This is a genomic window from Virgibacillus sp. CM-4 (assembly GCF_000445495.1).
GTDB lineage: Bacteria > Bacillota > Bacilli > Bacillales > Amphibacillaceae > Virgibacillus > Virgibacillus salexigens.
The window spans coordinates 207,512-229,451 of sequence record NZ_AUQA01000001.1 but is presented as its reverse complement, the minus strand read 5'-3'; the positions used below and the strand labels follow the sequence as shown (position 1 = coordinate 229,451).

The following is a 21,940-nucleotide window of genomic DNA, read 5'->3' as shown; positions in this document are numbered from 1 at the left end:
TCTTATTGACGTGCTTCTTTTGTCTTTCTATACTTAGGAAGGCATAAAAGGAAGAAACAGGTGATAAAATGGATTTTACAATAAATTATTTATCTTTCTATCTCATTCAAGTAGATGGAGAAGATAAACGTGCACAACATTTTCAAACGTTGGATAAACCTAACTATGAAGCTAGTCCACTAAAAGAATTCCTTGATGGCGAGTTAACGAGAATTGCAAAGCGGAAGGTAGAACGTCATGCTAAGTCAGAAAATGCGCCTACAAAAATCGGTAGATTCATGGTGGAGCCTGGGCATGAATTAACATCTAACCCTAATTATAATGTATTTCAAAAAGTGAGGAATGCAGAAACAACAGAGGATTTTCAGTCTAGTACGGATCAACTTGCACAAATGTATGTAGATACGAGTGCGGTAAGAGGCGGTGTTTTTCTTGTAGCCGCTGCCCGTCTAACGAAATACTTCGATGATCCCTTCTTGTTTGTAATGAAATGTGATTTTGAACCCAAGGTAGCTCGAATTACGAATCAAGAAACACTTGTCCAAAATGTGGAAATGGCAATAACGACAAAAAACATGAAGTCAATTCAATATCCATATATGCCTGAAGAAGGAATAATGGATGAAGCAGAAATTAAAATTCATCAATCTTCCCATGCGCGTTATTTTGAAGACTTCTTACCATTTGTATCCTATGAAAAATCAATGCCAGAAATAATGAAAACACAAGTAATGGATATGGTTCAAGACTATATTAATGAAACTTTCCCAGAGGAAAGTGAGGAAAAAGACCAGTTTGAGGAAGCTATGGAAGAATGGGCGGTTACACCAGAAAGAGAAATTCAAGAACGTTTAACAACAGAGCAGGTAGTCGAAGCTTCTGCGCAGATTGTTGAGCATACCCCGGATGCAGAGCTGAAAATGAAACTTGATCACATCGCTATAAAAGCCCATTTATCGGATTTTGGAGAGTGTCTTCACTTAGCTAAGGTAAATGGGAAATATATTCTAATGGTTGAAGCAGAGCAAATTAGTTTTGATAAAGGATTCTCACCCATTGAATTTCATAAACCAGATGATTTAGAATCCGTAGTAAAGCGAATCTTAGATAGAGGATAAGTGATGGGCTGACTTATCAGTGATTTCAGTAACTCGAATATGCGATACTCCTACAGGCGAAGCACAATGTGCAGGCCTACAGTGCGCGTTATTTCTTACGAGCAGGCTCCATTCTTCGCCGTAGAAAGATCGTATATTTCAGTTGCATGATTCGTGGGCTGACTTTTTTCTTTGTGAATTTCATCAAGCAGGCAGCGTGAAACTGTCCAGCCGCGTTCCTATCTTATTCTACGCATAGCTTTTTCTTCTTAATCTAGTCATGGAGATAAGAATTGTTCCCAATGATAGGAGAACGAATATACCACCAATCGATGCATTTTGTTGGACAGTCGCCTGTTCAATCACAAATCCCCCGATTAATGATCCAAAGGCAATTCCGAAATGCAATGCAGAGTTGTTTAAGCTTTGCTGTATATCGGAAGTTTCTGGTGACGTTTCAATTAAATAGCTTTGCAGGGCTGGCGTTATAGCCCAGCTCATCATTCCCCAGATAATCATAACAACAAGAAAAACAATCATTGTTGATGTTGTATAAGGGATGAGGAGTAACGCGAATGCAAATATAAGGATTGCTGATATGATTGTCTTTTTAGAACCAAAGCGATCAGAGAAAGCTCCTCCAATGCCACCACCGCTTACTGCAGCAATTCCAAAAATGAGATAAATGATACTAACCCAGTTTCCATCCATATTCATTGTTGTTTTTACAAATGGAGTTAGGTAAGCATATAAAATAGTATGACCTGCCATATATAAAAATGTGGTAGCGTGACCTAGAAAGATTTTGCTTTCTCTCAATGTGTTCATTTGTTGTTTTAGTGGCACTTGTGGTTTGGGTGCGACTTTATCCATAAAGAAATGAACCCCTATCATAGATAGTATGGAAAGAATAACAATGAAAACAAAAGGTGCTCTCCAACCGAAACTATTACCTAGTACAAGCCCAATAGGTACTCCCAAAACAAGTGAACCACTGACACCCATCGATACAATACCAATCGCACGACCGCGATATTTATCATCACCTAGGTTTGCCGCGATAGTTAAACATAAGATAATAAGTAACGAACCGCTAGCAGCTGAAATAATTCTGCCAATGAAGAGAATGCTATATACTGGACTAAATACAGCTACTAAGTTCCCAATTAGAAAAACTAGCAATGCAAGTAAGGTTAATCGCTTCCGTTCCATTTTTGCAGTAACAATTAATAAAATCGGTGCTGAAATTGCAAATATTAACGAAAAAATGGTAATTAATAAGCCGGCTTGTCCTAAACTGACTTGTAAATCATTGGCAACTAAATCTAAAATACCACCAATAATTAATTCAACCATTCCTACTACAAACGAAACAATAGTTAATAGATAAATACGTTTGTCCATACAATGACGCCTTTCTAATAAGTTGTTTAAATTTCACCTATATAATAGTAATCCCATTTTCACTAATTGACAAGCGGGTTAACCGAAATAAACGTTTGTGAAAAGGAGATTGAATGAAGTTTCACATTATTTTTGGTATACTTATAATACCTCAGGTGAAAATAAGGAGGAAACATTGTTGCGTACAGATGCTAAATTACAAAAAGATGCGATGCGGGTTTTAAAACAGACAAGCAGAACCTTTTATATCCCCATTACTTTATTAAAACCAACCTTGAAAAAAACGGTAGGATCTGCTTATTTATGCATGCGCGCTGTTGATGAAATAGAAGATCATGAACAGCTAGAAAGTGAGACAAAACAATATTTATTACGGTCGATCAGCAAATTGCTGAAAGAGGATCCATTTGATGAATCCGCCTATTCTGAACTACTAGCCCCTCATCAATCATTTCTCCCAGAAGTTACTACTAGGCTAGCAGATTGGCTTGACGTCTGTCCGGATGAGATTGTATTAAAGGTAAAAGAATCTACCAGTATTATGGCAGCTGGGATGGCAGATTGGACAGAGAAAAATTGGATAATAAAAACAAAAGAAGACTTAGATGATTATACATATTATGTAGCCGGTTTAGTTGGGGTCATGCTGTCTGATATTTGGGAATGGTATGATAATACAAAGACAGATTACGATTTGGCGATTGGCTATGGTAGAGGTTTACAAGCTGTCAATATGTTGAGAAACCAAGAGGAAGATGCAGAACGTGGTGTTCAGTTTATTCCAGACGGATGGACAAGAGCAGATATGTTTGCATATGCGAAATCAAACTTAAATCAGGCAGAAGCATATATAAAAGATGTCCGTACACGTCATATTCTTTTATTCTGTAAAATACCATTAGCATTAGCTAATAAGACATTAAAAGCTTTAGAAGATGGTCAAGAAAAGATAACGCGATCGGAAGTAGAATCGACTGTAGATGAAATCATTAACAAGTAAGTGATTCGTGTTCTTTCTTTTGGAATAAATTTGTTTATGAACAATAAACTAATGGCAGAGGAAAGAATTTATACGTATAAAATTTTGAGCAAGCTGGTGGGTTTTTTGTCATGATTATTTATAAGTAGCATGTAATAATCACTATCCATCCAACGGTCTTTAATGACAAAGGGGTATCAACGATATTACAGGCACTTGCTCCTATAAAAAATAGGAGGAACAGCGTGAATTCAAAGAAAAACACGAAAATAGACATGCCCGTATTTATTATTAGTGGAGGACTACTAATTATCTTTATTCTACTTTCTATCTGGAATAAGGATGCGGTAGGAAGTGCAGTAAATACATTATTTGCTTATTCTTCCGATTTATTTGGCGCTTATTGGCAGTTATTATTACTAGGGAACTTTTTTATCGGTTTAGGATTGGCTTTTTCAAAATATGGGAAAGTGAAGTTAGGTAATCAAAATGAACCAAAATATAGTTATTTTAAATGGGTAGCTATGATACTGGTAACGTTATTGGCAAGTGGTGGCGTGTTTTGGGCAGCTTCCGAACCAATGTATCATTATATGACAACACCTCCGTTGTTTGGCGGTGGGGAATTGAATCATTTACATGCAGCATTTGCTCAATCATTTATGCATTGGGGATTTTTAGCGTGGGCAATTCTTGGGACCCTTAGTGTTATCGTTATGATGTATGTGCATTATAGTAAAGGGTTACCATTAAAGCCTCGTGGTCTGCTTTACCCTATATTCGGTGAAAAAATTTATCAAAAGAGTATTTTAGGCTCTGCTGCAGATATTTTCTCCATCATTGCTACAGTAGCAGGAACATTAGGTCCATTAGGATTTTTAGGTTTACAAATTTCATATGGATTGAATCATTTATTTAATATACCTAATACGCTATCCGTGAGTATTATTGTAATTTTAATATTAGTTGTGATCGCTGCGATATCGGCAGCTACTGGGGTAGATAGAGGAATTCTTACACTTAGTCGTTATAATGTTGGTTTTACTATCTTTTTAGCAGCAGTGGTATTGATTGTTGGCCCAACTACTTTTATTATTGATGCGCTTGTAGGGGGAACTGGCGTCCATTTGCAGAATTTCTTTACGATGGCCATGTTCCGTGGTGATGAAGCGTGGCTGTCATTTTGGACGATCTTCTTCTGGGGTTGGTTTATTGGTTATGCTCCGATGTTAATCGTGTTTATTAGTCGAATCTCGCGAGGCCGTACCATTCGGGAATTAATTATTGGTGTCTCCATTGTTGCACCAATTGTTAGTAATTTTTGGTTTTCAATTGTAGGAGGGACTGGTGTCCATTTTGAAATGGAAAACGCAGGTTCTATCTCAAATGCTTTGAACGATGGAGGTATGCCAGCTGCAGTAATGGCGATCACAGATCAACTTCCTTTGGGAGTCGTGTTTGGTGTTAGCTTTTTAGTTGTATCGATTATATTTGTGGCAACTACTGCAGATACCATGTCGTATACAGTTGCTGCTACGTTATCTGGTAATGATCATCCGAAGCGTTGGCTTCGTGTGTTTTGGGCTTTGATTTTTGGGGCGACATCGATGGTTATCTTAACAATTGGAGAGGATAGTGTGACTTCAATTCAAAATTCAATTGTTATTACAGCTGTACCTGTCTCGTTTTTATTGTTGCCTCCGTTATGGACGGCACCTAAAATTGCTCGAACAATGGCCTTAGAACAAGGGTTGATTTGGCAAAGAGAGATGACTAAAAAAGTTGATAAATAAATGAAGATAGCCTCTACTCCTTCTTCTTAATGAGTAGAGGCTTTTTGAATATAGATAAGCTTATCACTAACGGCACAAAACCTTTCAGCTTTTTATCCGGGAAACGTATTTTTCTGATATAGTAACTTGAATTCGAGTAAAAAACGAAGTAAACTATAAATAAGGTCATCAGATGACCTTATTTATAGTACATCTATGAAATCGCTTTATTTGTGGGAGAGAGGGGTTTAATGTATTTACTTGTGGCACTGAGTGCTATTTTAGCACCATTTATTTTTCTTGTAATATTGCGCTTCCCGGCAACAAAGGGGATGACGTGGAGTGCTTTAATTGTGATTATGTTTGCGCTTACGGTATGGGGAATGGAAGGAGAAGTCATACTTTCTTCTATCTTTCAAGGGACACATAAAACACTGACTATTCTATGGATACTTTTTGGGGCGCTTGTATTACTAAATACACTTCGAAATACCGGAGCAGTTGATCGAATTAATCAAGGGTTTCAAAGTATCTCGGGGGACATGAGAGTTCAAGTTATCATCGTAGCTTTCCTGTTTGGTTCATTAATTGAAGGGGCAGCAGGTTTTGGGACACCAGCAATGGTAACAGGGCCATTAATGATAGCACTTGGATTTAAACCGTTAGCAGCTGCAACATTAGCCTTAATTGCAGATAGTTCAGCTGTGGCTTTCGGTGCTGTAGGAACCCCTGTTGCAGTAGGTCTAAGTAATGTTCCAACTGCTAATGCTTCTTTTTTTCAAGAAATTGGGATTACTATTACAACGTTGGATTTATTTGCAGGGACATTCATCCCTTTTGTCTTGGTCCTGATTATGACTATTTTCTTTGGCAAAGGAAAGGGGATTAAAGACGCACTTCCCATGCTTCCGTGGACTTTACTGATAGGAATTGTGTATACGAGCTCAGCACTATTCTATGCCATCTTATTTGGTCAAGAATTCATTGCTATTTTAGCATCACTTACTGCTTTAGTAGTTGCTACATTAACAGCACGAAAGGGATGGTTAATCCCTAAGGCAGAATGGAAAGAGGCATTGCAGGAAGGTTTTAAACAAAAGGAAGTAAAGTCCGAAATGGGCATTGTTGCTGCATGGTCGCCATACATCATTGTTGTTGTATTGTTATTATTGACACGCGTTGTTCCTTGGTTAGCTAATTTTACAAAGGAAGCTATTAATCTTTCATGGACCAATATTCTTGGTATTGAAGGAATAGCCTCTGACTGGGAGTTTTTATATTCTCCAGGAACAATACTTACGATTGCAGCAATAGTATCGGTGTTTTTACACAAACGAACAGTAAAGACCTTTATAAGTGCATCGAAGCAATCCCTATCTACGATGAAAACAACAGCAATCTCTTTAATTACAACACTAGCGATGGTGCATGTCTTTACAAATTCAGGGGTGAATATGAATGAATTGGCGAGTATGCCTCAATATATAGCAGAATCTTTTGCTAGTTCACTAGGTTCTGTTTGGTGGCTAGTTGCACCATTCTTAGGAGAACTAGGTTCATTTATAACAGGAAGCGCTACTGTATCAACATTAACCTTTTCGCCGATTCAATTTAATGTTGCTCAACAAGTTGGTTTAGATGTAAACGCTGTACTTGCTGCTCAGGTGATTGGAGCTGGAGCAGGGAATATGATTTGTGTTCATAATGTAGTTGCAGCTAGTGCCGTAGTTGGGCTATCTGGTAAAGAAGGCGATATTATTAGGAAAACGTTACCACCAGCAATCTTATATGGACTATTAATTGGAGCAGCTAGCTTTATCACCCTGCAGCTTTTTTAGATCATGTTCTGTCATATGATCAACTTTTCAAACGTTTGACAATCCAGTAAAATGGGTTCAAATGATGAGGAGTTGAAAATCATGGAATATAAACGCATAAAATCAAAGAAAATCTACGAACAAGTAGCTGATTCACTCATAGATATGATTAAGAATGGACAACTGCAACCTGGTGATAAGTTAGCATCGGTTGAACAATTGGCTCGCAATTTTGATGTAGGGCGTTCAGCAATCCGTGAGGCTCTTAGTGGCTTACGATCCATGGGGCTTGTTGAAATGCATCAAGGGGAAGGGACCTATATAAAAACCTTCGACCCAAAACGATTTACGTTACCGGTTAGTACAGCTTTCTTAATGAAACACGCGGATGTGAAAGAATTATACCAAGTTCGTAAAATATTGGAAGTAGGTACAGCTGGTTACGCAGCTAGTTATCATGATGAAAACGATCTAGTTCAGATGCAAAAAGCACTGGATGTCATGAAAGAAGCAAAAGGAAATGATGTAATGGCGGAAAGCGCTGATACTGAATTCCACTTAGCTATTGCACAAGCAACACATATGGAACTACTTATTAATTTAATGGGCAGTGTATCTGATTTAATGTCAGAAACGATTCGAGAGACGCGTCGGCTGTTATTGTATTCGGAAGACCGAGCAAATGTATTATTCGAAGAGCATCAACTAATTTTTCAAGCAATTAAGAACAGGCAATCGGATAAAGCAAGGAATTATATGTATGATCACTTAGAAAAGGTAGAAAAACTTCTATTTAAGAATCTGGAGATTGATTAATATAACCTCGGTCCATTTAAAAAAGGCATTTCGTATCAATTGTCGGTTTGAATTCAAAAGCGACAATCGAAAGGAAAACAGCTTTCAAGAATAAGTTTAGAGGTGAAGGTGAATGAAAGTATCATTATTCATTACCTGTGTCAGTGATATTATCTTTGCTGATGTTGGTAAAAACACGGTAGAAATTCTAGAAAGAGTAGGTTGTGAGGTAGATTTTCCTGCTGCGCAAACATGTTGTGGTCAACCAGCTTATAATAGCGGATACTTACAAGAGGCGAAAAAATCGATGAAACAGATGATGCGTGCGTTTAAGGATTCGAAGTATGTTGTAGGCCCTTCTGGTTCTTGTGTTGGAATGCTAAAAGAATATCCTGCCGTTTTTAAAGGGGATCCTGAATGGGAAGAAGCTGCTAATGACCTTGCGAATAAAAGCTTTGAGATTACTCAATTTTTAGTAGATGTTCTAGGAGTTACGGATCTTGGGTCAACCTTTAAAGGAAAGGTGACTTACCACCCATCTTGCCATATGACACGAGTCTTAGGTGTAAAGGATGCACCACAAACACTGCTCAACAACGTTAAAGGCGTAGATTTTGTTGAACTTCCAGTAAAAGAAGATTGCTGTGGATTTGGTGGAACATTTGCCGTGAAAAATCCAGCAATCTCAGGGGAAATGGTAAAAGAAAAATCGCAGCATGTTTCGGAGACCAATGCAGAATATTTAGTCGGAGGAGATATGGGTTGCCTCATGAATATAGGTGGCAGGATGCGAAGAGAAGGTAAGAATGTGAAGGTTGTTCACATTACTGAGATTTTAAATACACAAGAAAAAGGTGGAGGGATAGCATGAGCGTGAAAATTGGAGATGTTTCTTATAAAGATCGTATTGATAAGGGGATCGAAAATGAGTTTATGCGTCAAGCTGTCTCTTCTGCCCAAGGTCGTTTTCGAACAGGACGTCTATCGCAAGCGGAGGAGCTTGGGAATTGGGAAGATTGGCGACAGCTTGGTTCGGAAATTCGTACACATACGCTAGAAAATATTGATTATTATTTACAACAGCTAAGTGATCAAGTGGCTAGACGAGGCGGAAACGTGTTCTTTGCTGATACAGCAGAAGAAGCCAATGATTACATTGAAAATGTTGTGAAAAAGAAACAAGCAAAGAAAGTCGTGAAATCCAAATCAATGGTTACAGAAGAGATTGGATTAAATCATTGCCTTGAAAATATTGGGGCAGAAGTAGTTGAATCGGACTTGGGAGAATGGATCCTACAACTAGATGAAGATCCACCATCTCATATTGTTACACCCGCCTTGCATAAAAATAAAGAACAAATTCGAGAAACATTTGCACAAAAACGAGGGTATGATAAATCAGATGATCCGGAAGAGTTGGCGGCATTCGCACGTGAACAATTACGGAAGGATTTCCTCTCTGCTGATATAGGAATTACTGGATGTAATTTTGCAATAGCAGAATCCGGTGCTATTACATTGGTAACCAATGAGGGGAATGCTCGAATGGCTACGGCTCTACCTGATACACAAATTACAGTAATGGGAATGGAAAGGATTGTCCCAACATGGGAAGATATGGAAGTACTAGTGAGCCTGCTTACCAGAGCTGCTGTGGGACAAAAATTAACCAGTTATGTGACTTCCTATACCGGAGCAAGATTAGAGGATGAGATTGATGGGCCAGACGACTATCATCTAGTCATTGTTGATAATGGACGCTCCAAAATATTAGGAACGGAGTTTCAATCCGCACTTCACTGTATTCGCTGTGCGGCATGTATCAACGTTTGTCCAGTATATCGTCATGTAGGGGGTCATGCTTATAATTCCATTTATCCTGGTCCAATTGGTGCCGTACTAACTCCGTTATTGGATGGATACGAAGATCATAAAGAATTACCGTATGCTTCTTCACTTTGTGCAGCCTGTACAGAAGCTTGTCCAGTAAAGATACCACTACATGAACAATTAATTCGACATCGTGAAATTATTGTGGAACAGGAAAAGAAATCACCAGTAGCAGAAAAAGTGATGATGAAGGGATTTGCTAAATGGGCGTCTAATCCAGCTGCATATAAATTAAGTACGAAAATGGCTCGTACGGCATTGAAACCTTGGACAAGGGATGGAAATATTGAAAATGGACCTGGTCCATTAAAAGGTTGGACCGATGTAAGAGATTTTCCGGCACCACCTAAACAATCATTCCGGACATGGTGGAGTAACCGTCAAAAGGAAGGGAAGGCATAATGGCTATTCATAATAGAGATACGTTCTTAAGTAATTTAGCAGCAAATTTAGGCCGACCACGACGAATGGATGGCGTAGAAAGACCGACATACAGTGTGCAACCCCAATATGACGTGTTAAACGGGTATTCTACGGATGATTTAATTTCTGTCTTACAGGAACAATGCAACGTTATTCATACCGATTTTATTCATACAAATCGTGATGGCTTATCTAACGTGTTAATGGATACGATTGCCAGGTATGAAGGGAAATCAATAATTGCTTCAAATGATAAGCGTAATCAAGTGTATGGTTTGGATGATATCTATTCCCGACTTGACCAGGAATTAGACGTTCACATATGGGATCATTCTTTAGGAGAAGCGAACCAAAGGATTGCGGAACAAGCGGATGTTGGAATCTCATTTAGTGATATAACCTTAGCAGAATCTGCGACAGTGACTCTATTAAACAATAAAGATAATGGTAGATCTATTAGTCTCTTACCAAAAACATATATCGCTATCATCCCTAAAGATACACTTGTACCAAGAATGACCCAGGCTGCCAAGCAGCTCCACGAAGCCGATGCGCAAGGCGTAGACGTACCTTCTTGTGTAAGCTTTGTGTCTGGACCTAGTAATAGTGCTGATATTGAAATGAACTTAATTGTAGGTGTACATGGACCAATCAAGGCAACCTATATTGTTGTAGATTAATTGGAATTCTAATGCTTCTTTATTTTTCAGATAAATGTTGCTAGCGAAATATTTTTGATCGATCATGACTTTTAGGTGACGAGATTCTAATAATCTATCTGTCATACGTAGACTTATACTTTGTTCACGCAAGGGTCATAGAATCCTAACCATCAAAAGGGATGAGGACAAATAGTAGGTACTGAACTAAAAACAAAACCGTATGCAATCCGTTTTTTAACTTGATTGCATACGGTTTATTCATTTCACATCGTTTCGTCGGATTCTCCATAAGCTATTTTTGAAATAAGGCTTTAAACCCTATATAAAGCGTAGCAACTGCAAATACAATCATAGCTATTCCTCCGATGATGTCGAGGAAGTTGGTGATATCTTCTGTGATTACTGCAGAAACCGGTACATTCGTTAGACCAAAAGCAGCAAATACACAAGCTAAATAAAGAAGAGCCAAATTATACATATCGCATCCTCCCTTCACTTTAGCCTATGAGAGAGAGGGAGGCTTGGTATAGTCGACTATCCTTATTTAACTAAAAGCATTGGTATGATTCAATTCGGTCCAGATCAATTCCGAAATAAACCCATCCAAAACCGGTCCAGCGGAAGCCAGCAATTGAATTTCGGCCTACAAAAATTGGATAGAACCAGAAGGAATCCCTTCTTAGCCAAATATAGGTGTTGCGAAATAAACAGAATCGGATTCCGCCTGGATCAACAGCAAACGTTTGTACTTGTGGTTTTTGCGGAACAAATGATGGTGGCGGAGCAGTTGGCGCCTGCCCTTGACCTGGCCCCCCAGGTCCTGGAGGTGGCCCGGGAGGCCCACCCCCGGGTGCACCAGGGAATCCTGGAGGGCCAGGAGGCCCCCCTCCGGGGCTGCCAGGAAATCCTGGAAAACCTCCGCCTCCTTGGCCGCCACCCGGTCCAAAAATGCCACTTATATTAGGTAAATTAAAGATCCGCTGTTCGTCATTATTAGGTGGTTCATAATTGTAAGGATACATACAAAATCTCCTCCTATTGAATCTTTCTCTTTACTATATGGGGCACGCGTCTATTTTGTTATTATTTTTTCTGAGTATTTTTCTAGATGCATGTTAAAATATTTACCTTTAAAATAATTTAATAATTGAATACTTGCTTCTGTCTATGTTGCATGTTAATATTAGTTTACTTAAATGGAACGGAGGTTTTTGAAGTGGTAAATGATCAATCCAAAATTACTGTTATAACTAAATAACAAGCTAATTTTGTAGCTACTGGGATTGGTCTGCCTATTTCAACAAATCAATAACGTGAAGGGGAGAGAAATAGTCTCTCCCTTTTTATTGTGTTTTTTAATAAAAATGTGTTGACGCTACCTGTCCTATTCGTGACGGCGCTACAAGGTTAATAATTAGAAAGGAGATCTATACAATGAACGATAAGAATGAACCACCATATGAATACTTAGCGGATAATCCGAACTTTAAGGTTATGCCAATTATGTTGTCATTAATTATTGGTGCTTTTTTTGCAATATTGAACGAAACATTATTAAATATTGCACTCACTACATTAATGGGAGAATTTAATGTATCCTTACCAACGGTTCAATGGATGGCAACGGGTTTTATGCTTATCATGGGGATAGTTATCCCCGCGTCTGCTGTGTTATTGCAATGGTTTACGACAAGGCAATTATTTTTAGGAACAATGACCATTTTTACCCTTGGGACAACAATTTGTGCGTTAGCACCAACTTTTCCTATTTTATTAATAGGAAGACTGATTCAGGCAGCGGGAACAGGTTTATTAATGCCAGTAATATTTAATGTGTTTTTACTTGTATTCCCACCACATCGGCGTGGGAAGGTGATGGGACTTGTGGGATTGGTTATTATGTTTGCTCCGGCAATAGGACCTACACTTTCAGGAGTGATTGTTGAATATTTAGGATGGCGTTTTTTATTTATTTGTGTAATCCCATTTGCTCTGTTTTCTGTCGGATTTGCTTATAAGTATTTATTAAATGTTTCAGAAGTTACAAAACCAAAGGTTGATGTGTTATCACTTGTTTATTCAACCATTGGCTTTGGATCACTTGTCTACGGATTTAGTGCAGCGGGGGAAGGGGAAAACGGCTTCCTAAGTCCGAATGTGTACACATTTATATTTATTGGGGTTGTAGGTATTACGTTATTTGCGATCAGACAGTTCAAGTTAGAAGATCCAGTGATGGATTTACGAGTGTTCAAGTATCCTATGTTCACCCATGGGATATTGATGTTCTTAATCATTATGATGACGATGTTTTCATCGGAAATTATCCTACCTGTGTTTATGCAGGGTCCCTTAGGGCTGATGCCTGCAGCAGCAGGGCTTTTGCTATTACCAGGAAGTATCTTAAATGGTATTATGTCACCCGTCATGGGACATCTCTTTGACAAGTTCGGTCCAAGGTTATTAATGATACCTGCGTCTATTGTATTAAGTGGTACCATGTTCATGATGAGCAGGCTGAACGAAAATACAGAACCCTGGATGATTATTATTGGGTATATTATATTAATGCTCACTGTATCAGCCATAATGATGCCTGCGGAAACGAATGGTTTAAATCAATTACCCAAAAGATTGTATCCCCATGGAACTTCTGTAATGACAACATTGCAGCCAGTAGCAGGTGCAATTGGGGTATCCGTGTTTATTAGTATATTGAATGCTCGCCATGCACATTATTTAAGTCAGTCCGAAAATCCGCAAGATCCAAACGCGATTAGTGATGCAATGGTGGCAGGAGTTGAACTTGTTTACTTTATCGCATTTGCTATCTCCATTGCTGCGGTTATTTTAGCATTTCTAGTGTACCGAGCTGTTCCAAAAGATCAAGAAAAAAAAGAACAGCCAAATAATATTTAAGAGTGAAACAGACAATTTTCATGTGCCCTAAGGCTGTCGAGAAAACGTTCTCGACAGCCTTATTTTTTAGCAATAGTTTCCACTGCTATGCTTAAGGTAGAATTCTCAAAGGCACTGATGACAGCGAACTATCAAATATTAAAGGGGTTGTCTCGATTTAGCAGAGGGACGATGAAACGCTTGCAAAAAAACGGGGTGAGACAACGAAGTCACTAGAAGTTCATCCGCGGAAAGCGAGTTGTTCGCACCGTACTTCTAGTGAACAAAACGCAGTATAATGCGTCTGTATTTTCACATGTATCATCAATGACTGATTCATGTAGCGAGCTTTTTTAAAAATTACTTTGACAGACAGAGTAATTTATCGTATGATTACTCTGTGAGATAGAGTAGTCAAAATGAGGAAGTGTGATAATGATAAGAAGTGATATCATCCGTGGTCATTTGGAATCGATCATTTTACGTTTAGTATGTGAAGAAGATCGATATGGTTATGAAATTTCAAAAGAGATAAGTGCACGCACAGACAACCGATTCCAAATAAAGGAAGCTACTTTATATGCGGTGTTTCAACGGCTGGAAAAGAAGGATTTAATTGACTCCTATTTTGGAAATGTTTCTCAAGGCGGAAAGCGAAAGTATTATCGTATAACTACCCTTGGAAAGGCTTATTTGAAAGAAACGGTTGAAGAGTGGAAAGAAACGAAGGCAATTATCGATTTATTCATGGAGGGATTAGATTGAAGAAGATTAATGGATACGTGGAGGAATTATTTAAAAATATACCTGAGAGCGAGCAAAAAAACGCAGTTATGCAAGAGGTGACCCAAAACCTTGAAGAAAAGGTCTGGGACTTAATGGGAGAAGGAAAAACGGAGGAGGATGCAATTAATAAAGCCATCGTTGATTTTGGAGATATTGAAGATTTAAAGCAAGAATTAGGTGTAAGCCAACCTAAAAAGAAGAATACGTCTAAGCTGAATTTATGGTATTCCATATGGGGAAGTCTTCTCATTATTTCCTTATTTGTATTTATTAATTTCTATTACTCCCCAGAAATCATATGGTTTGTATACCCAACATTTGCGGTACTTTGGTGGCCACTTACAATGTATTTTTCATGGAAACGAACAAAGTAGGGGGAAACAAGATGAAAAAAATAGATGTTGCTTTTTTACTAACAGGTTCGATCATGACGATTATTTTTCTAGTCATTGTCAATCTATTAACAAGTAAAGAACATGTATGGTTTATTTACCCAACTGCATTCATGCTCATTTTTCCGTTTGGATTATATTGTTTCAAAATGAAGAAACAGACGTTTTTCTCTGTCATTAGTAGTGCTATTATCTTTTTTTTACTTGTGATTGAGAATATAAGAAGTACCCCTGAACATCCATGGGCATTATACACGATCATCCCTCTCGTTTATTGGCCGATGCTGATGATTCTGAGGAGGAAAGTAAAACCGTTGCGAATTGCAATTATTGGTAGTGGAATCTTTATTCTTTATTATTGTTTATTAAACCTACTTGTTTCACCATATACGCCTTGGGTTATATTCCCTGTTTTTGCTATATTATGGTGGCCGCTTTCTGTCTACCATGCAAGAAGAAAATCGTATTTCTCTTTCTCCCTTCAGGGGGCTACCCTTCTTTGCGCATTTTTTATTATGGTGAACGTTTTTTACTCTCCAAGCACGATTTGGGCAATCTACCCAATATTCACGATACTTTGGTGGCCTTTAAGCATGTATTACTTTGTATATAAAAGGAATATAAAATCATGAATCAAGATAGTAATAGTAAAAGACAAGTTTATTTAATTTTTACAGACACCGGAACATTATTTACAAAATTAATTAAGTTTTATACGAGGAAGCCTTTAAACCATGCTTCCTTATCATTTAGCTTAGAACTAGAGAACATGTATAGTTTTGGTCGTAAAAATCCAGCAAATCCTTTTATTGGTGGCTTTGTTAAAGAAAACATTTCAGAAGGGTTGTTTAGAAACGCAGTATGTGAAGTGTATAGCTGCAATGTAACAGAGTTTGAATATAAGAAAATGGTTGATAAAGTAAATCAAATGGAACAGCAAAAAGATAGGTATCGGTATAACTTGATTGGCATGGTTGCCCTCTTATTTCAGTTTAATATTCATCGATCAAATGCATTTTTCTGTTCACAGTTTGTGGCAACGATTCTTAATGAATTAGATAATAAGTTAAATAAATCGGCTAATCTTTGTACGCCTCAAGATCTTCGAGATATGAATAATCTTACTTGTATTTTTAAAGGAGAGCTTAAAAATTATCCATATCGTTTTGAAGAGAAAGAAAATGAAATAGAACTTCCGTCAAGGAAGGCGATTTAATCAATGTTGGCACTGTCCATTAGATGGATGGTGTTTTTTTATACTCATCGGCAGGTGTGTACGTATAGGAAATGGATCATTTACAATGATGGTTTCAATCTGATGAAAATTATTTTGAAACTTGCTATTGACCCTCACGCTACGTGATACTCTATAGTATAGATTGTAGGGAGGTTAACAGCCATGAAAGTTAAGGAAGTAGCTGATTTGGTTGGAATTAGTGTGCGCACACTTCATCATTATGATGACATTGGGCTTTTGACTCCTGAACAGACAACCGAATCAGGGTATCGTATTTATTCTGAGATGGATCTAGAACGCTTGCAACAAATTCTATTTTTTAAAGAACTTGATTTTCCGCTGAAGAAGATTAAAGAGATTATTGACAGCCCTTCTTTCAATCAAGCGGAGGCACTAGAAATGCAACGAAATATGCTGCTTGATAAACGGGATCGAGTCGATACAATGATTCGAACAATTGATAAAACGATAAAATATAAACAAGGAGAGATCGTTATGAGTAATAAAGAAAAGTTCGATGGATTTGACTTCAGTCATAATCCTTATGAACAAGAAGCACGTGAGCGTTGGGGTGATAAGGCAGTGGATGAGTCCAATGCGAAAATGAACCGAATGACGAATGAGGAGAAAAAGGAATTCGAGGAAACATTCCATGCTATTTATCGTGAATTAGCAGTGGTTCGTCATGAAGATCCTGCTTCTGAAATAGCCCAAAAATGGATTGGTGAATGGTTTGAATTCTTGAACCAGATGGGAACCTATTCCCTTGATGCTTTTAAAGGGCTTGGTCAAATGTATGTGGACGATGAACGATTCACCAAAAATATTGACCAATTTGGTAACGGACTCGCTATATTTATGCGTGATGCAATGGCTGTTTACGCAGATAAACGAAAGTAGAGTTGAGAGCGAGGCAATGAATGGTTTTTACAGGGTAACCAGTTCCAAAACATTGGATAATGGGTAACTTTATTCATCCATCATAGCAATAGAAATAGGCATGATTCGAACGGGATCCATCCATCAGCTCAATTTGGATAAGCGGTTTTTGCTTTTCCAATTTAACCTGGTCATCCCCGTAGAAAGCATGCCCTATTTCGAATTGCGGTTATCGAATATTCGAATTTAGAGGTCCTTATTCTCATAATGTTCTAGCTTCTTTATTATTCATAAAAGCTGTTACTTTTCTTCTATAGAGGGCTCTATAATTGCGATACGGCTTGGTCTATATATTTCGCATTTGTAATAGCTGAGATGATTGAAACCCCATCTGCTCCAGCCTCCATCACAGATGCAGCATTATCAACAGAGATTCCTCCGATTCCGACGATGGGGATATGGGGATAGGCATGTTTAACTTCTTTTACCCATTGGGTACCAACAGCAACTTTAGCATCCTCTTTTGTAGTTGTAGAGAATATTGGTCCAACCCCCAAGTAATCAATGGAATCGATTGGACTATTGTTAAGCTCTGCCTGATTAGATATCGAAAGCCCAATCCACTTGTTTGGAAAGCGGCGTCGCAGCTCTGCTGCCGGTTTATCATCTTGACCTACATGTATACCGTCGGCATCTAATATTTCTGCTAATTCTTCGTCATCATTAACGAAGAAAGGAATTTGGTATTGTTTGCATATATCCCGTAATTGTTTGCCTAATAAATATCTTTGAAATCCCTGTAATGCGCCGTTTCCTTTTTCCCGATATTGAAATGCGGTTATTCCAGCATTCGCTGCTTGTTTAAGGATTTCCTTAGGGTCGCCATTACAGTTTTGGCTTCCCATAATAAAATATTTTCTTAATGCTTGTCTTACTTCCAATTCCTGATTAGCTCCTTTCCAATTGCTCTGATTTCAAAGATAGTGCATCAATAAATGCTGGCAGGAAGCTTCCTGGACCGTAGACATATGATTGTGCTGCAGCATGTTCTGCTGCTAGTCCATAGAATTGTACAGCAGTAAGTGCTTGTTCTTCAATGGAATAATTTGTTGTTAAACAAGCTGTTAGAATGGAGCCTAATAAGCAGCCTGCACCAGTAATTTTTTCTAACCAGGCATGACCTGTTGTATTATGAATCATCTTTTCATTACTACAAATGACGTCTGTTTTTCCTGTAATAATAGCAGTTGTTTGGTACAATTTGGCTACTTTAGCTGCAATTTCTTCAACATTTCCATCACCAACAGATTCCACACCTTTTGTTTCCCATGGGATATCAACAAGTTGTGCCATTTCTCCAGCATTTCCCTTAATTGCTGTAAATGAAACAGCCTGTAATAATTGACGAACTCCGTCTTGCCTAAACGAAGTAGCCCCAACTCCGACTGGGTCTAGCACAACAGGTATCCCTTTCTTATTGGCCGCTTTACCAGCGAGCTTCATTGCTTCCAGCTCCGTTAATGACGTTGTTCCAATATTGATCAATACTCCATCAGCCGCCGCTGCCATCTCTTCAACTTCTTCCTTTGCTTTTGCCATAACTGGGGCTCCCCCAAAAGCCAGCAACCCGTTAGCTGAAAAGTTCATGACAACTTCATTTGTGAGGTTATGGATTAGTGGAGTAGTTGCTCTAACCTCTTGAATGATCGAATCCTTCATTATTTCACCCTTTCTTCTCTTATAGCCCAGTGATTGGTAGGACCGTTACCTGTTCCTAATGGAAAGGAATGCTTTATTGCTTCGGTCACATAGTGCTTTGCCATTTGAACAGCTTCGATTAAATGAAGCCCATTGCTTAAGTTTGCAGTAATTGCTGCTGAATAAGTACAACCAGTTCCATGGGTGTTCTTCGTATCAAATCGGTCCGCAGCAAATGTATGAAGTTGTGATCCATCATACAAAAAGTCAATTGCTTTCCCCTGTAAATGGCCCCCTTTGATAAGAGCTGCTTTTGGTCCATACGTATGGACAATTGATATGGCTGCTTCTTTCATATCCGCTAGGCTATTGATGGAATTTCCTATAATAAATTCCGCTTCGGGAATATTTGGGGTAACCAACGTTGCTATTGGTAATAATTGTTCTTTAAGAAACCCCCTTGCCTCTTCATCAATCAGAGGATCACCGCTTGTTGCTACCATAACAGGATCAATTACGTAAGGTGCATTTGTTTTTGGTATTGCATCAGCAATTACTTCCATCATATCTCGGTTAGCAATCATTCCTGTTTTTATCGCATGAACTGGCATATCGGTTAATACAGATTGTAATTGATCATGTAACATCCCTGTTGGTAAGTGATGGATGTTTTGGACTCCAGTTGTGTTTTGAGCAACCACAGAAGTAATGACAGACATCCCATAAACCTTCAATTCTTGAAATGTCTTAAGGTCTGCCTGTATTCCTGCACCTCCACTAGGATCCGTTCCCGCGATAGTTAGTACACTTGGAGGTATACTCATTGATTGGTCACCTTCTTTTCTCCCGGCCATTCTTCACAGGTGTAAGCCATCTCCCAGAATTTAAGTTCCAACTGGCAGCTTTTTCGAAAAGCTTCGCTAATTAGATCTTGTTCTGATTTTGATGCATTGGCTGCTAATATATCGAGCCGGCTTCTCATTTCAGTTGTTGTTTTCTCTACCTCATCACTTGCATAAAAGCTAATCCAGTCATAAAATGGATGATCTCTTGTTGGGTGGAATTGCTTCATCAATTCTTTCCCTATTTCTAAATACGTCCATGGGCATGGAAGTAGTGCTCCGAGTATTTCACCGGATGTCCCCATTTGGGCATGGTACATCATATGTTTTATATAATGGTCTGCTGTTGGTGGAAGAGGGTGTCCTTGTAAATCTTCATACTTAACCCCAATATGATCACAAAAATTTCGGTGGGGGTGGATTTCATCATTTAATACAAAGTTTATTTGGTCAAAGAAATAGGCAATATCTTCTCGCTTTTTAGACTTTGCTAAGGCTATCCCATAAATTTGCATAAATGCATTCAAATATTCGAAATCCGCTTTAATATAATGAGCAAGGGCTTTATCGGGGATCGTTCCATTTCCGACGCCTTGAACAAATGGATGTTCAAAAATGAGCGCAAAGATATCATTATTTTCTTGTCTTAAATGATCTGTGAAACACATCATTTAGCCTCCTTTATTATGGGACGCTACTAGAGGAATTAAAGTAGATAAATAGAGGAGTGTTATGTTAATTTCCTCACTACTTTCCTGCGCTGGTATTAGCCAGATCAGGTTCAAAGGGACAAAGGAAGCGTTCCTTATCTCAGCAACATGGCGCCCCTAGTAGTTTCCTTGTAAACGAATAATATGTTCTTGTTTTACTTTTAATAAGATGATCCAACCAATAAATGCTCCAGATATACTGCTTGCCAAGAAGGATGGCATAAAAAATAGTGCACCTGTACCACTATTCATAAATAGTTTGGCGAAAGGGACAGCAAAGAGAGAACCGATGATTCCTGTGCCGATAATTTCTCCAAAGACAGCAGCTATTTTTTTACCTACCCAACGATAAAGCATTCCTGCTAGGAAAGCACCAATCATCGCACCAGGGAATGCTAACAGTGTACCTAGACCGATCATGTTTCGTAATAAACCGATTATGAAAGCAATCACTACAGCTGGGCCAGGTCCTAATGTAATGGCAGCTATGACATTTACAGCATGCTGCACAGGGTAAGCCTTAGCAATTCCAGCAGGAAACCAAAGAAATTGGGCTCCTAACGTACCAATCGCTATAAATACAGCCATGTATGTTAGTAAATAGGTTTTTCTCATGGATTCATAAATGAGCTCCTTCTTGTTATATATTTAAGCTTAGTAAATGTTCTCTGTTTGTTTTTACGACTATGAAAAAGCCAGATCCTTTGGGGACCTGGCTTCGGTTTATGAAATAGAAAGACGCTATGCCTACTACTTCCCTCCGCTGGTATTAACCAGATCAGGTCTGTAAGAGTCAGAAGCTCAACTGCTTCCTCTCAGCCCACGCCATGGGCACCCCTAGTAGTCTACGAATATTTAGTTATGTTTCACTTCACTAAGCTTTATTATTAGCATAACAAATCAAATCATGTTTGTCATTCATAAACCGAATGAGCAATTAATAAAACTACGAACCATAAAAGCTAGTTTAAGCAAACGATTGATTAAACTTATACTTTATAACCCTTATATACGTACGGATATCTAAAGGTTTTTAAGTAAATGAAAAGGCCATTTCGCACAAGAAAATGGCCTTTTCGTTTATGATTATTTAATAGGTTATTTTGTAGGTTGAAAATTATAGAATATCTAATCTAACAACTAGTGCAATCAAGATTTGAAGCAACACTTGAACGTTGATCGCGATATCTGTATCGGAAGTAGATACTTCTACGCCACGAGAATTTTCAATAAATACTTGCTGTTTATTCACTTGGCTGGATTTTAGTTTAGCAAATAGGTCTTGTGTTACGTCGTCTGCTTGATTTCCATCTGCAATAGAGATACTAATTACAATAGCAATGGCAACCTGTAGCGCTACCTGTACATTAAGTGCAGCTTGAATGTCAGATGATGTCACATTTACATCACAAGAATCTTTGATAATAATGGATTCAATAGATTGTTGAACATTCTTCAATTCACCGCTTGCTTCTTGATCTACGGTAGAATCATCAAATGGATGGCACATCGATGTGTCTAAGGCTCTCCATTTTCTATCTTCTCCTCGGGAATCATTACAAGAATTATGACATGAATCATGACATGAATCATTGCAAGAATCATAACTTGGACGTACATTACTACAGCTGTCACAAACATTTTCATGACGACCACGTC

Annotated in this window: 24 protein-coding genes and 2 riboswitches; of the genes, 14 read left to right on the top strand and 10 right to left on the bottom strand. The window is 38.3% G+C overall.

The window, feature by feature from the left end; genetic code table 11:
- Positions 1–68: 68 nt before the first annotated feature.
- Positions 69–1,118, top strand: a complete 1,050-nt coding sequence (locus tag M948_RS23665) for a DUF3900 domain-containing protein (RefSeq protein ID WP_021288818.1) — start codon at positions 69–71, stop codon at positions 1,116–1,118.
- A 228-nt stretch (positions 1,119–1,346) separates the two neighbouring features.
- Here the strand turns inward: M948_RS23665 and M948_RS23660 are convergent, their stop codons facing one another.
- Entirely contained in the window at positions 1,347–2,501 is a 1,155-nt protein-coding gene (locus M948_RS23660; RefSeq protein ID WP_021288817.1) for an MFS transporter, read from the bottom strand.
- 211 nt (positions 2,502–2,712) lie between these two features.
- On the opposite strand from M948_RS23660, the gene M948_RS23655 reads away from it, so the two are divergent.
- The 7 genes from M948_RS23655 (at position 2,713) to M948_RS23625 (ending at position 10,857) form a co-directional block, all read left to right on the top strand.
- Positions 2,713–3,501 (top strand): squalene/phytoene synthase family protein, encoded by a 789-nt coding sequence (locus M948_RS23655; protein ID WP_031334904.1) that lies wholly within the window; start codon positions 2,713–2,715, stop codon positions 3,499–3,501.
- A 254-nt stretch (positions 3,502–3,755) separates the two neighbouring features.
- Positions 3,756–5,273, top strand: a complete 1,518-nt coding sequence (locus M948_RS23650) for a BCCT family transporter (protein WP_155974740.1) — start codon at positions 3,756–3,758, stop codon at positions 5,271–5,273.
- A 230-nt stretch (positions 5,274–5,503) separates the two neighbouring features.
- Positions 5,504–7,090 carry an L-lactate permease gene (locus tag M948_RS23645; protein WP_021288814.1) on the top strand — a complete coding sequence of 529 codons (1,587 nt, stop codon included), beginning with the start codon at positions 5,504–5,506 and terminating at the stop codon, positions 7,088–7,090.
- A gap of 81 nt (positions 7,091–7,171) precedes the next feature.
- The gene (locus tag M948_RS23640) at positions 7,172–7,885 is read left to right on the top strand and encodes a FadR/GntR family transcriptional regulator (RefSeq protein ID WP_021288813.1); all 714 of its coding nucleotides are present in this window, start codon (positions 7,172–7,174) and stop codon (positions 7,883–7,885) included.
- Positions 7,886–7,997: 112 nt separating this feature from the next.
- Positions 7,998–8,735, top strand: a complete 738-nt coding sequence (locus M948_RS23635; protein WP_021288812.1) for a (Fe-S)-binding protein — start codon at positions 7,998–8,000, stop codon at positions 8,733–8,735.
- The gene (locus M948_RS23630) at positions 8,732–10,156 is read left to right on the top strand and encodes a LutB/LldF family L-lactate oxidation iron-sulfur protein (RefSeq protein WP_021288811.1); all 1,425 of its coding nucleotides are present in this window, start codon (positions 8,732–8,734) and stop codon (positions 10,154–10,156) included. Before M948_RS23635 ends, M948_RS23630 begins: the two co-directional genes overlap by 4 nt.
- Positions 10,156–10,857 carry a LutC/YkgG family protein gene (locus tag M948_RS23625; RefSeq protein ID WP_021288810.1) on the top strand — a complete coding sequence of 234 codons (702 nt, stop codon included), beginning with the start codon at positions 10,156–10,158 and terminating at the stop codon, positions 10,855–10,857. Before M948_RS23630 ends, M948_RS23625 begins: the two co-directional genes overlap by 1 nt.
- Positions 10,858–11,131: 274 nt before the next feature.
- Here the strand turns inward: M948_RS23625 and M948_RS23620 are convergent, their stop codons facing one another.
- Together M948_RS23620 and M948_RS43405 are read right to left on the bottom strand one after the other, a co-directional pair.
- On the bottom strand, positions 11,132–11,317 hold the full coding sequence (locus M948_RS23620; RefSeq protein WP_021288809.1) for a hypothetical protein: 186 nt from the start codon (positions 11,315–11,317) through the stop codon (positions 11,132–11,134).
- A gap of 70 nt (positions 11,318–11,387) precedes the next feature.
- Positions 11,388–11,861 (bottom strand): hypothetical protein, encoded by a 474-nt coding sequence (locus M948_RS43405; RefSeq protein WP_021288808.1) that lies wholly within the window; start codon positions 11,859–11,861, stop codon positions 11,388–11,390.
- 412 nt (positions 11,862–12,273) lie between these two features.
- Between M948_RS43405 and M948_RS23610 the strand changes: the two genes are divergently transcribed.
- The 6 genes from M948_RS23610 to M948_RS23585 all read left to right on the top strand — a co-directional run bounded on the left by M948_RS23610 (position 12,274) and on the right by M948_RS23585 (position 17,052).
- The gene (locus M948_RS23610; RefSeq protein WP_021288807.1) at positions 12,274–13,758 is read left to right on the top strand and encodes an MDR family MFS transporter; all 1,485 of its coding nucleotides are present in this window, start codon (positions 12,274–12,276) and stop codon (positions 13,756–13,758) included.
- Between the two features lie 414 nt (positions 13,759–14,172).
- Positions 14,173–14,502: a PadR family transcriptional regulator gene (locus tag M948_RS23605; RefSeq protein ID WP_021288806.1), complete on the top strand. Its 330-nt coding sequence runs from the start codon at positions 14,173–14,175 to the stop codon at positions 14,500–14,502.
- Positions 14,499–14,897 (top strand): permease prefix domain 1-containing protein, encoded by a 399-nt coding sequence (locus tag M948_RS23600; protein ID WP_021288805.1) that lies wholly within the window; start codon positions 14,499–14,501, stop codon positions 14,895–14,897. The genes M948_RS23605 and M948_RS23600 overlap by 4 nt, the downstream gene beginning before the upstream one ends.
- 11 nt (positions 14,898–14,908) lie before the next feature.
- Positions 14,909–15,547 (top strand): hypothetical protein, encoded by a 639-nt coding sequence (locus M948_RS23595; protein ID WP_021288804.1) that lies wholly within the window; start codon positions 14,909–14,911, stop codon positions 15,545–15,547.
- Positions 15,544–16,131, top strand: coding sequence for a hypothetical protein (locus M948_RS23590; protein WP_021288803.1), 588 nt, complete (start codon positions 15,544–15,546; stop codon positions 16,129–16,131). The genes M948_RS23595 and M948_RS23590 overlap by 4 nt, the downstream gene beginning before the upstream one ends.
- Before the next feature lie 183 nt (positions 16,132–16,314).
- A complete protein-coding gene (locus M948_RS23585; protein WP_021288802.1) occupies positions 16,315–17,052 on the top strand; it encodes a MerR family transcriptional regulator in 738 nt (245 codons plus the stop codon).
- A 302-nt stretch (positions 17,053–17,354) separates the two neighbouring features.
- On the opposite strand, the gene thiE is transcribed toward M948_RS23585, so the two are convergent.
- From thiE to M948_RS43085, 7 genes are all read right to left on the bottom strand, one after another.
- Positions 17,355–17,936 carry a thiamine phosphate synthase gene (thiE, locus tag M948_RS23580; RefSeq protein ID WP_051170014.1) on the bottom strand — a complete coding sequence of 194 codons (582 nt, stop codon included), beginning with the start codon at positions 17,934–17,936 and terminating at the stop codon, positions 17,355–17,357.
- Between the two features lie 43 nt (positions 17,937–17,979).
- Positions 17,980–18,750 carry a hydroxyethylthiazole kinase gene (gene thiM, locus M948_RS23575; protein ID WP_021288800.1) on the bottom strand — a complete coding sequence of 257 codons (771 nt, stop codon included), beginning with the start codon at positions 18,748–18,750 and terminating at the stop codon, positions 17,980–17,982.
- Positions 18,750–19,553: a bifunctional hydroxymethylpyrimidine kinase/phosphomethylpyrimidine kinase gene (gene thiD, locus M948_RS23570; protein ID WP_021288799.1), complete on the bottom strand. Its 804-nt coding sequence runs from the start codon at positions 19,551–19,553 to the stop codon at positions 18,750–18,752. Before thiD ends, thiM begins: the two co-directional genes overlap by 1 nt.
- A complete protein-coding gene (gene tenA / locus M948_RS23565) occupies positions 19,550–20,239 on the bottom strand; it encodes a thiaminase II (RefSeq protein WP_021288798.1) in 690 nt (229 codons plus the stop codon). The genes thiD and tenA overlap by 4 nt, the downstream gene beginning before the upstream one ends.
- Before the next feature lie 67 nt (positions 20,240–20,306).
- Positions 20,307–20,410: riboswitch (TPP riboswitch) on the bottom strand.
- Positions 20,399–20,896, bottom strand: a complete 498-nt coding sequence (gene thiW / locus M948_RS23560) for an energy coupling factor transporter S component ThiW (protein WP_021288797.1) — start codon at positions 20,894–20,896, stop codon at positions 20,399–20,401. It overlaps the preceding riboswitch by 12 nt.
- Positions 20,897–21,019: 123 nt before the next feature.
- Positions 21,020–21,130, bottom strand: a riboswitch (TPP riboswitch).
- Positions 21,131–21,398: 268 nt separating this feature from the next.
- Positions 21,399–21,791, bottom strand: a complete 393-nt coding sequence (locus M948_RS43090) for a spore coat protein (RefSeq protein ID WP_021288796.1) — start codon at positions 21,789–21,791, stop codon at positions 21,399–21,401.
- A gap of 8 nt (positions 21,792–21,799) precedes the next feature.
- Positions 21,800–21,937, bottom strand: a complete 138-nt coding sequence (locus tag M948_RS43085) for a hypothetical protein (protein ID WP_155974737.1) — start codon at positions 21,935–21,937, stop codon at positions 21,800–21,802.
- Between the last annotated feature and the right edge of the window lie 3 nt (positions 21,938–21,940).

What these genes read in the sequence shown, in the direction of transcription:
- M948_RS23630 (WP_021288811.1), top strand. Translation starts at nt 8,732, where the DNA reads ATGAGCGTGAAAATTGGAGATGTTTCTTATAAAGATCGTATTGATAAG.
- tenA (WP_021288798.1), bottom strand. Translation starts at nt 20,239, where the DNA reads ATGTGTTTCACAGATCATTTAAGACAAGAAAATAATGATATCTTTGCG.
- M948_RS23590 (WP_021288803.1), top strand. Translation starts at nt 15,544, where the DNA reads ATGAATCAAGATAGTAATAGTAAAAGACAAGTTTATTTAATTTTTACA.
- thiM (WP_021288800.1), bottom strand. Translation starts at nt 18,750, where the DNA reads ATGAAGGATTCGATCATTCAAGAGGTTAGAGCAACTACTCCACTAATC.
- M948_RS43090 (WP_021288796.1), bottom strand. Translation starts at nt 21,791, where the DNA reads ATGTGCCATCCATTTGATGATTCTACCGTAGATCAAGAAGCAAGCGGT.
- thiW (WP_021288797.1), bottom strand. Translation starts at nt 20,896, where the DNA reads ATGAGAAAAACCTATTTACTAACATACATGGCTGTATTTATAGCGATT.
- M948_RS23625 (WP_021288810.1), top strand. Translation starts at nt 10,156, where the DNA reads ATGGCTATTCATAATAGAGATACGTTCTTAAGTAATTTAGCAGCAAAT.
- thiD (WP_021288799.1), bottom strand. Translation starts at nt 19,553, where the DNA reads ATGAGTATACCTCCAAGTGTACTAACTATCGCGGGAACGGATCCTAGT.
- M948_RS23605 (WP_021288806.1), top strand. Translation starts at nt 14,173, where the DNA reads ATGATAAGAAGTGATATCATCCGTGGTCATTTGGAATCGATCATTTTA.
- M948_RS23635 (WP_021288812.1), top strand. Translation starts at nt 7,998, where the DNA reads ATGAAAGTATCATTATTCATTACCTGTGTCAGTGATATTATCTTTGCT.
- M948_RS23595 (WP_021288804.1), top strand. Translation starts at nt 14,909, where the DNA reads ATGAAAAAAATAGATGTTGCTTTTTTACTAACAGGTTCGATCATGACG.
- M948_RS23655 (WP_031334904.1), top strand. Translation starts at nt 2,713, where the DNA reads ATGCGGGTTTTAAAACAGACAAGCAGAACCTTTTATATCCCCATTACT.
- M948_RS23585 (WP_021288802.1), top strand. Translation starts at nt 16,315, where the DNA reads ATGAAAGTTAAGGAAGTAGCTGATTTGGTTGGAATTAGTGTGCGCACA.
- M948_RS43405 (WP_021288808.1), bottom strand. Translation starts at nt 11,861, where the DNA reads ATGTATCCTTACAATTATGAACCACCTAATAATGACGAACAGCGGATC.
- M948_RS23645 (WP_021288814.1), top strand. Translation starts at nt 5,504, where the DNA reads ATGTATTTACTTGTGGCACTGAGTGCTATTTTAGCACCATTTATTTTT.
- M948_RS23650 (WP_155974740.1), top strand. Translation starts at nt 3,756, where the DNA reads ATGCCCGTATTTATTATTAGTGGAGGACTACTAATTATCTTTATTCTA.
- M948_RS23620 (WP_021288809.1), bottom strand. Translation starts at nt 11,317, where the DNA reads ATGTATAATTTGGCTCTTCTTTATTTAGCTTGTGTATTTGCTGCTTTT.
- M948_RS23640 (WP_021288813.1), top strand. Translation starts at nt 7,172, where the DNA reads ATGGAATATAAACGCATAAAATCAAAGAAAATCTACGAACAAGTAGCT.
- thiE (WP_051170014.1), bottom strand. Translation starts at nt 17,936, where the DNA reads ATGGGAAGCCAAAACTGTAATGGCGACCCTAAGGAAATCCTTAAACAA.
- M948_RS23610 (WP_021288807.1), top strand. Translation starts at nt 12,274, where the DNA reads ATGAACGATAAGAATGAACCACCATATGAATACTTAGCGGATAATCCG.
- M948_RS23665 (WP_021288818.1), top strand. Translation starts at nt 69, where the DNA reads ATGGATTTTACAATAAATTATTTATCTTTCTATCTCATTCAAGTAGAT.
- M948_RS23660 (WP_021288817.1), bottom strand. Translation starts at nt 2,501, where the DNA reads ATGGACAAACGTATTTATCTATTAACTATTGTTTCGTTTGTAGTAGGA.